A 7,198-nucleotide genomic window follows, 5' to 3' on the forward strand; every position below is an offset into this window, starting at 1 on the left:
ACAGGAAAATTATTATGAAGATGAATAAATTAGCAACACTATTATCTGCGGTTGCACTGAGTGCAACGGTCAGTGTTAATGCGATGGCGAAAGATAGCATTGCATTAGTTATTTCTACACTTAACAATCCATTCTTTGTGACGATGAAAGACAGCGCACAAAAAGAAGCTGATAAACTGGGGTATGAATTGATCGTCTTAGATTCTCAAGATAACCCAGCTAAAGAGTTGGCAAACGTACAAGATCTAACTGTGCGTGGCACAAAACTTATGTTAATCAATCCAACTGATTCAGATGCGGTCGGAAATTCTATTTTAATGGCTAACAAAGCTAACATTCCTGTGATCACATTAGATAGAGCAGCAAATAAAGGTGAAGTTGTCAGCCATGTGGCATCAGATAACCGCATGGGTGGGAAAATGGCGGCTGACTATATCGCAAAAAAAACGGGTAATGAAGCAAAAGTCATTCAATTAGAAGGGATTTCCGGTACTTCAGCAGCGCGTGAGCGTGGTGAAGGTTTTAATACTGGAGCAAAAGAGCATAAATTTAATTTACTGGCGAGCCAACCTGCTGATTTTGATAGAACAAAAGGCTTGAACGTCATGCAAAACTTGTTAACGGCACATCCTACTGTCCAAGCGGTATTTGCTCAGAATGATGAAATGGCTCTAGGTGCTTTAAGAGCTTTACAAACTGCTGGTTATTCTGATGTTCTTGTTGTTGGGTTTGATGGCACTAATGATGGCATCAAAGCAGTAGAAAGCGGTAAATTAGGGGCAACCATAGCACAGCGCCCAGACCAAATCGGTATCGTTGGAGTACAGATAGCGGATAAAGTCTTAAAAGGTGAAAAAGTTGAATCTACGGTTCCAGTTGAATTGGAATTAGTGGTAAAACAATAAAAAATAAAAACCGCCGTTTACTATTATAACGGCGGTTCATTTAGTTTGTGGGTTATTACGTCACAATAAAAAGGAAATAAACGTTATGGCTACAGCAAAGCTAGTGGTTCTCGGTAGTATCAATGCTGATCATATATTAAATGTTAAGCAATTTCCGCAGCCGGGTGAAACGGTGAGGGGTGATCACTATCAAGTTGCATTTGGTGGTAAAGGCGCAAATCAAGCTGTCGCCGCGGGTAGAAGCGGTGCTGACATAACTTTTATTGCTTGTGTTGGTGATGATGGCATTGGTTCTAGTATTAAAAAACAGCTTAGTTTGGATAATATTAAAACTGAGTGTATTGATGCCATTCAAGATGAAACTACTGGTGTGGCATTGATTTATGTGAACCAACAAGGTGAAAACATTATTGGTATCAGTGCAGGCGCAAATGCACAATTGACGACAGAAAGGCTTGCTAGCTATCAACAAAAAATTATCGAAGCTGATGCTGTTTTAATGCAATTAGAGTCACCTCTTGATACGGTACAAATGGCTGCTGAAATTGCCAATAAAAATAATACACAGGTAATTTTAAATCCAGCACCAGCCCAGTCATTGCCAGATTCATTATTAACACTAGTCGATATCATTACACCAAATGAAACCGAAGCTGAGCATCTAACAGGGATTGCTGTTAATGATAATAAAGGAGCACAAGCAGCTGCACAGGTGTTGCACGAAAAAGGGATCAGCAAAGTGATGATAACGTTAGGGTCCCGAGGGGTTTGGTATAGTGAACAAGGCTCACAAGGGAAAATAATTCCTGCATTTAACGTAAAAGCAGTAGATACTATTGCGGCAGGTGATACATTCAATGGGGCTTATGTCACTGCACTATTGGAAGGCAAGGTAGATGAAGACGCAATTATTTTTGCTCATGCTGCCGCAGCAATTGCTGTAACTCGTCCTGGCGCGCAGCCATCGGTACCTTGGCGTAAAGAAATTGAACAATTTTTGACTCAACAGGATTAGCTTGTGGCAACAATGAAAGATGTGGCACGTTTAGCGGGGGTGTCGACATCCACAGTCTCTCACGTGATTAATCAAAATCGCTATGTTAGCGAAAGTATAACTCTGCGCGTCAAAAATGCGATAGAAGAGCTAAACTATGCCCCTTCAGCATTAGCTAGAAGCTTAAAAATGAATCGCACTAATACAATAGGGATGTTACTAACAACAAGTAATAACCCATTTTATGCAGAAGTAGTACGTGGTGTTGAACGTAGTTGCTACGAGCGCGGTTATAGTTTGATCTTATGTAATACTGAAGGTGACCTTCAACGTATGAACCATAGCTTAGAAACGTTATTACAAAAACGTGTTGATGGGCTATTAATTATGTGTACAGAAGTTCAAGGCCCATCGAAGGATGTGTTTACTCGCTACCCTAGCGTTCCGACCGTTATGATGGATTGGTCACCATTTGATTCAGTAGGAGATGTGATTCAAGATAACTCATTTCTTGGGGGGGAAATTGCTACCCGTTATCTTATTGATTCGGGTTTTACCCGAATAGCCTGTATTGCGGGGCCTCAAGATAAGTCTCCAGCAAGGGCTCGTTATCAAGGTTTTATTCAAGCGATGGAACAGGCTAAAATTGAAGTTAATGAAGATTATATTATTTTCAGTGACTTCGAATTTGCTGGTGGTTTTGAATCAATGAATAAACTGCTTGAGCTATCAACGCCTCCACAAGCTATTTTTGCAGGGAATGATGCCATGGCTGTTGGGGCTTATCAGGCTATATTCCAAAAAGGAATCAAAGTGCCTGATGATATTTCAATTATTGGTTATGATGATATCGACCTTTCACCTTATATGATCCCACCATTGACGACGATCCATCAACCAAAAGATAAACTAGGCAAACAGGCTGTTGACCAACTTATTTATCGTATGGATAACCCTGAAGCAGATGCCAGTGTTTTAGTATTAACACCTGAACTTATTGAGCGTCAATCGGTCAGGAAATGCTAATTTTTAGCCTTTTTTGCTTTATTTTTTATTAAGTTATCCCCATCAGTCTTACTTAATAATAAAAAGACAAAAGCGGATATTAAGGTGATAGCACCGACAGTAATAAAGGTATAATGGAAATTATCGACGGTATTGCTGTTAGGCTGTCCACCATAGAAGTTCAATATTGCTGCGCTCACTGCAATACCGAAACTTATCGATAGCTGTTGAGTCACGGCTAACATACTGTTCCCCGCACTCGCATTATTATCTGTTAGGTCAGCCAAACATATCGTATTCATTGCGGTAAATTGTACAGACATTACCATACCTAAAATGAATAAAGGGACAATTAACAGATAAATCGACATACTTGGTGATTGCAAGGAAAATTGAGCAATCATTAATCCAATAATGATGGTGATAACAAATAATGTATTACGGTACCCATATTTAGTGAGTATTTTTGTAACAGCGGATTTTGCTGTGATTGAACCAATCGCTAATGGTGCCATCATCATACCAGCAACAACAGCTTCATAGCCAAAACCAACTTGTAGCATTAATGGCATTAGAAATGGAATACTGCCAGTACCTAGTCGAGTTGCAACATTCCCACTGATACCAATAGAAAAAGTGCGAGTTTTAAATAAATTTAAAGGAATAATGGCGTGCTTAATTCGCCTTGCATGGAAAATATAAAGAAATAGGAAAAGAAACCCAATTGCAACAAGAGATACTGGTATAGATGTAGGTAGCGATTTATCACCAAAGAAATCGAGGCTGACAGATAGCATTACTAAACCGAATCCAAACAATAAGAAACCGAGGGTATCAAATTTTCGCTTCGGCATTTTAAAATCAGGCATATGTTTTAACGCATAAAAAATACCTAAAACGCCAATAGGAATATTAATAATAAATATCCAATGCCATGTGGCGTAGGTCACTAATATACCACCTAGCAGAGGCCCTAAGATTGGCCCAACTAACCCCGGTATTGTGACAAAGTTTAATATTGGCAATAATTCACTACGTGGATAGGCTCTAATTAGCGCTAAACGTGCAACTGGCATCATCATTGCCCCACCAACCCCTTGAATAACCCTTGACGTTACTAAAAAATCTAGGGAGGGTGAAAGTGCACACAATAAAGAACCTAAAGAAAATAATGAAACTGCTAAAATAAAAACACGCCGTGTCCCAAATCTATCGGCAAACCACCCACTTACAGGGATCAATAAGGCAACAGTTAATGTGTAACTGACTACTGCTGATTGCATAGCAAGGGGGGAGTGATGAAGGCTCTTGGCAATATCAGGTAAAGCCGTATTCAAAATAGTGGCATCAAGTGCTTGCATGAAAAAGGCCATGGCCGCAATCCATGGAAGACCAGACATATTTTTGGCTGTCTTGAACATCAGTTACCTATCTAAAAAATTGAATTCCAAAATCGGTGAGTTATCTCGTTAGTTTTATTTCTGAGTATTCGTTAATAAGCTATAGCAAAAATTAAGGGCATCTGCACTTTTGCCTTCAATAATTGCATTCGCGAGCTGTTGATGTGTATCAACTTCAATTACTTCATTATCAGTGATTACATCAAAATAACGCTGATAGATAGAGCGAAACAGATTAGCAAAAGAGATCAAAAAAGGGTTAGCGCAAGCTTTATAGATAGTTAAATGAAAATGGTAGTCAATTTTTATCCATCGTTCTCTATCAAATTCTTTTGCTAGTAATTGCATTTCACTCGCTAAAAGTTGTAAAGATTGTTTTTGTTCTTGTGTTGCATGTAATGCAGCAAGATAACAAGCTTGGGGCTCAATTGCGAGACGAACAACTTTAAAATGTTTAATAACAACGGACTGTTCTTCGCTATTCGACCACCACTTTAAAAGGTCTTGGTCCAAAAAATTCCAATTTGAAGAAGGCATCACACGAGTACCAATTTTAGGGCGGGCTAATACCATTCCTTTTGCCGCGAGTATTTTTATTGCTTCTCTTATTGCTGTTCTGCTTGCTTGGAATTGTTCTGATAAATCTAATTCATTGGGTAAAATGGAGTCAGGTAAATAGGTACTGCTTAAAATTAACTGTCCAAGATTCTCTGCAATAATATAAGAGCGGTTCTTCTGTGAGGCAGTTTGTTGCTTACTTAATTCCATAATTCATCTCAATACGCATTTCTTAGATACTTATATTACGCGAGTAAATGAATAATTGCTGCTGAAATAGTCAATATACAGACCTTATTTAACTTATAAAGCCTGTTTTGGCTAAAAAAAACGCGAACAAAATAAAAAAACAAAAAAACACTTGCTAGATTTTCTGGGCTCCCTATAATGCGCATCCGTTGTCACGATAAACCGGCTCGAAGAAAACCTCGAAGCCTTGTGATAACAGAGGTGAGAAAGAAAAAGTTGAAAATAAACACTTGACTTTCTAAATAAAAAACGTAATATACGTCACCTCGCGACAACGACCTAAGTTAATAAAAACTGAGTCGAATTTCCAAAAAAAATGTCGCAACGCTCTTTAACAATTTATCAGACAATCTGTGTGGGCACTCACAGGACACTATCAAAAAAATATTTGATTTTAAGTCTTGAAGAGTGACTAACACGTTAATTCATATATATGAACTAATAGGTAATCTGGTTTCTTCGGAAATCAGGCGACAGTAAACATTCTTTGAGCATCAAGCTTTTTAATTGAAGAGTTTGATCATGGCTCAGATTGAACGCTGGCGGCAGGCCTAACACATGCAAGTCGAGCGGTAACAGGGGAAGCTTGCTTCTCGCTGACGAGCGGCGGACGGGTGAGTAATGTATGGGGATCTGCCCGATAGAGGGGGATAACCACTGGAAACGGTGGCTAATACCGCATAATCTCTTAGGAGCAAAGCAGGGGAACTTCGGTCCTTGCGCTATCGGATGAACCCATATGGGATTAGCTAGTAGGTGGGGTAATGGCTCACCTAGGCGACGATCCCTAGCTGGTCTGAGAGGATGATCAGCCACACTGGGACTGAGACACGGCCCAGACTCCTACGGGAGGCAGCAGTGGGGAATATTGCACAATGGGCGCAAGCCTGATGCAGCCATGCCGCGTGTATGAAGAAGGCCTTAGGGTTGTAAAGTACTTTCAGTCGGGAGGAAGGCGTTGATGCTAATATCATCAACGATTGACGTTACCGACAGAAGAAGCACCGGCTAACTCCGTGCCAGCAGCCGCGGTAATACGGAGGGTGCAAGCGTTAATCGGAATTACTGGGCGTAAAGCGCACGCAGGCGGTTGATTAAGTTAGATGTGAAATCCCCGGGCTTAACCTGGGAATGGCATCTAAGACTGGTCAGCTAGAGTCTTGTAGAGGGGGGTAGAATTCCATGTGTAGCGGTGAAATGCGTAGAGATGTGGAGGAATACCGGTGGCGAAGGCGGCCCCCTGGACAAAGACTGACGCTCAGGTGCGAAAGCGTGGGGAGCAAACAGGATTAGATACCCTGGTAGTCCACGCTGTAAACGATGTCGATTTGAAGGTTGTTCCCTTGAGGAGTGGCTTTCGGAGCTAACGCGTTAAATCGACCGCCTGGGGAGTACGGCCGCAAGGTTAAAACTCAAATGAATTGACGGGGGCCCGCACAAGCGGTGGAGCATGTGGTTTAATTCGATGCAACGCGAAGAACCTTACCTACTCTTGACATCCAGAGAATTTAGCAGAGATGCTTTAGTGCCTTCGGGAACTCTGAGACAGGTGCTGCATGGCTGTCGTCAGCTCGTGTTGTGAAATGTTGGGTTAAGTCCCGCAACGAGCGCAACCCTTATCCTTTGTTGCCAGCGATTCGGTCGGGAACTCAAAGGAGACTGCCGGTGATAAACCGGAGGAAGGTGGGGATGACGTCAAGTCATCATGGCCCTTACGAGTAGGGCTACACACGTGCTACAATGGCGTATACAAAGAGAAGCGACCTCGCGAGAGCAAGCGGAACTCATAAAGTACGTCGTAGTCCGGATTGGAGTCTGCAACTCGACTCCATGAAGTCGGAATCGCTAGTAATCGTAGATCAGAATGCTACGGTGAATACGTTCCCGGGCCTTGTACACACCGCCCGTCACACCATGGGAGTGGGTTGCAAAAGAAGTAGGTAGCTTAACCTTCGGGAGGGCGCTTACCACTTTGTGATTCATGACTGGGGTGAAGTCGTAACAAGGTAACCGTAGGGGAACCTGCGGTTGGATCACCTCCTTACCATTGAAGTGTTTTTGTGAAGTGCTCACACAGATTGTCTGAT

5 protein-coding genes and 1 rRNA gene are annotated in these 7,198 nt (G+C 41.6%); 4 read left to right on the forward strand and 2 right to left on the reverse strand.

The features are described from left to right. Nucleotides 1-14 precede the first annotated feature (14 nt). The 3 genes from rbsB to rbsR all read left to right on the forward strand — a co-directional run bounded on the left by rbsB (nucleotide 15) and on the right by rbsR (nucleotide 2,925). A complete protein-coding gene (gene rbsB, locus ACIPUA_RS23430) occupies nucleotides 15-905 on the forward strand; it encodes a ribose ABC transporter substrate-binding protein RbsB (RefSeq protein WP_042846816.1) in 891 nt (296 codons plus the stop codon). Nucleotides 906-990: 85 nt separating this feature from the next. After that, on the forward strand, nucleotides 991-1,920 hold the full coding sequence (gene rbsK / locus ACIPUA_RS23435; protein ID WP_449060213.1) for a ribokinase: 930 nt from the start codon (nucleotides 991-993) through the stop codon (nucleotides 1,918-1,920). A 3-nt stretch (nucleotides 1,921-1,923) separates the two neighbouring features. Then, nucleotides 1,924-2,925, forward strand: coding sequence for a ribose operon transcriptional repressor RbsR (gene rbsR / locus ACIPUA_RS23440; RefSeq protein WP_164975540.1), 1,002 nt, complete (start codon nucleotides 1,924-1,926; stop codon nucleotides 2,923-2,925). Here rbsR and mdtD read toward each other — a convergent pair. Both mdtD and ACIPUA_RS23450 read right to left on the reverse strand, forming a co-directional pair. Then, the gene (mdtD, locus tag ACIPUA_RS23445) at nucleotides 2,922-4,325 is read right to left on the reverse strand and encodes a multidrug transporter subunit MdtD (RefSeq protein WP_042846818.1); all 1,404 of its coding nucleotides are present in this window, start codon (nucleotides 4,323-4,325) and stop codon (nucleotides 2,922-2,924) included. The two genes, rbsR and mdtD, sit on opposite strands and share 4 nt — an antisense overlap. Before the next feature lie 54 nt (nucleotides 4,326-4,379). After that, nucleotides 4,380-5,072, reverse strand: coding sequence for a FadR/GntR family transcriptional regulator (locus tag ACIPUA_RS23450; RefSeq protein WP_042846819.1), 693 nt, complete (start codon nucleotides 5,070-5,072; stop codon nucleotides 4,380-4,382). A gap of 543 nt (nucleotides 5,073-5,615) precedes the next feature. Here ACIPUA_RS23450 and ACIPUA_RS23455 point away from each other — a divergent pair. Further along, nucleotides 5,616-7,155: ribosomal RNA gene (locus tag ACIPUA_RS23455) — 16S ribosomal RNA — on the forward strand. Nucleotides 7,156-7,198 lie beyond the last annotated feature (43 nt).

Source organism: Providencia sp. AGC89 (assembly GCF_053543535.1).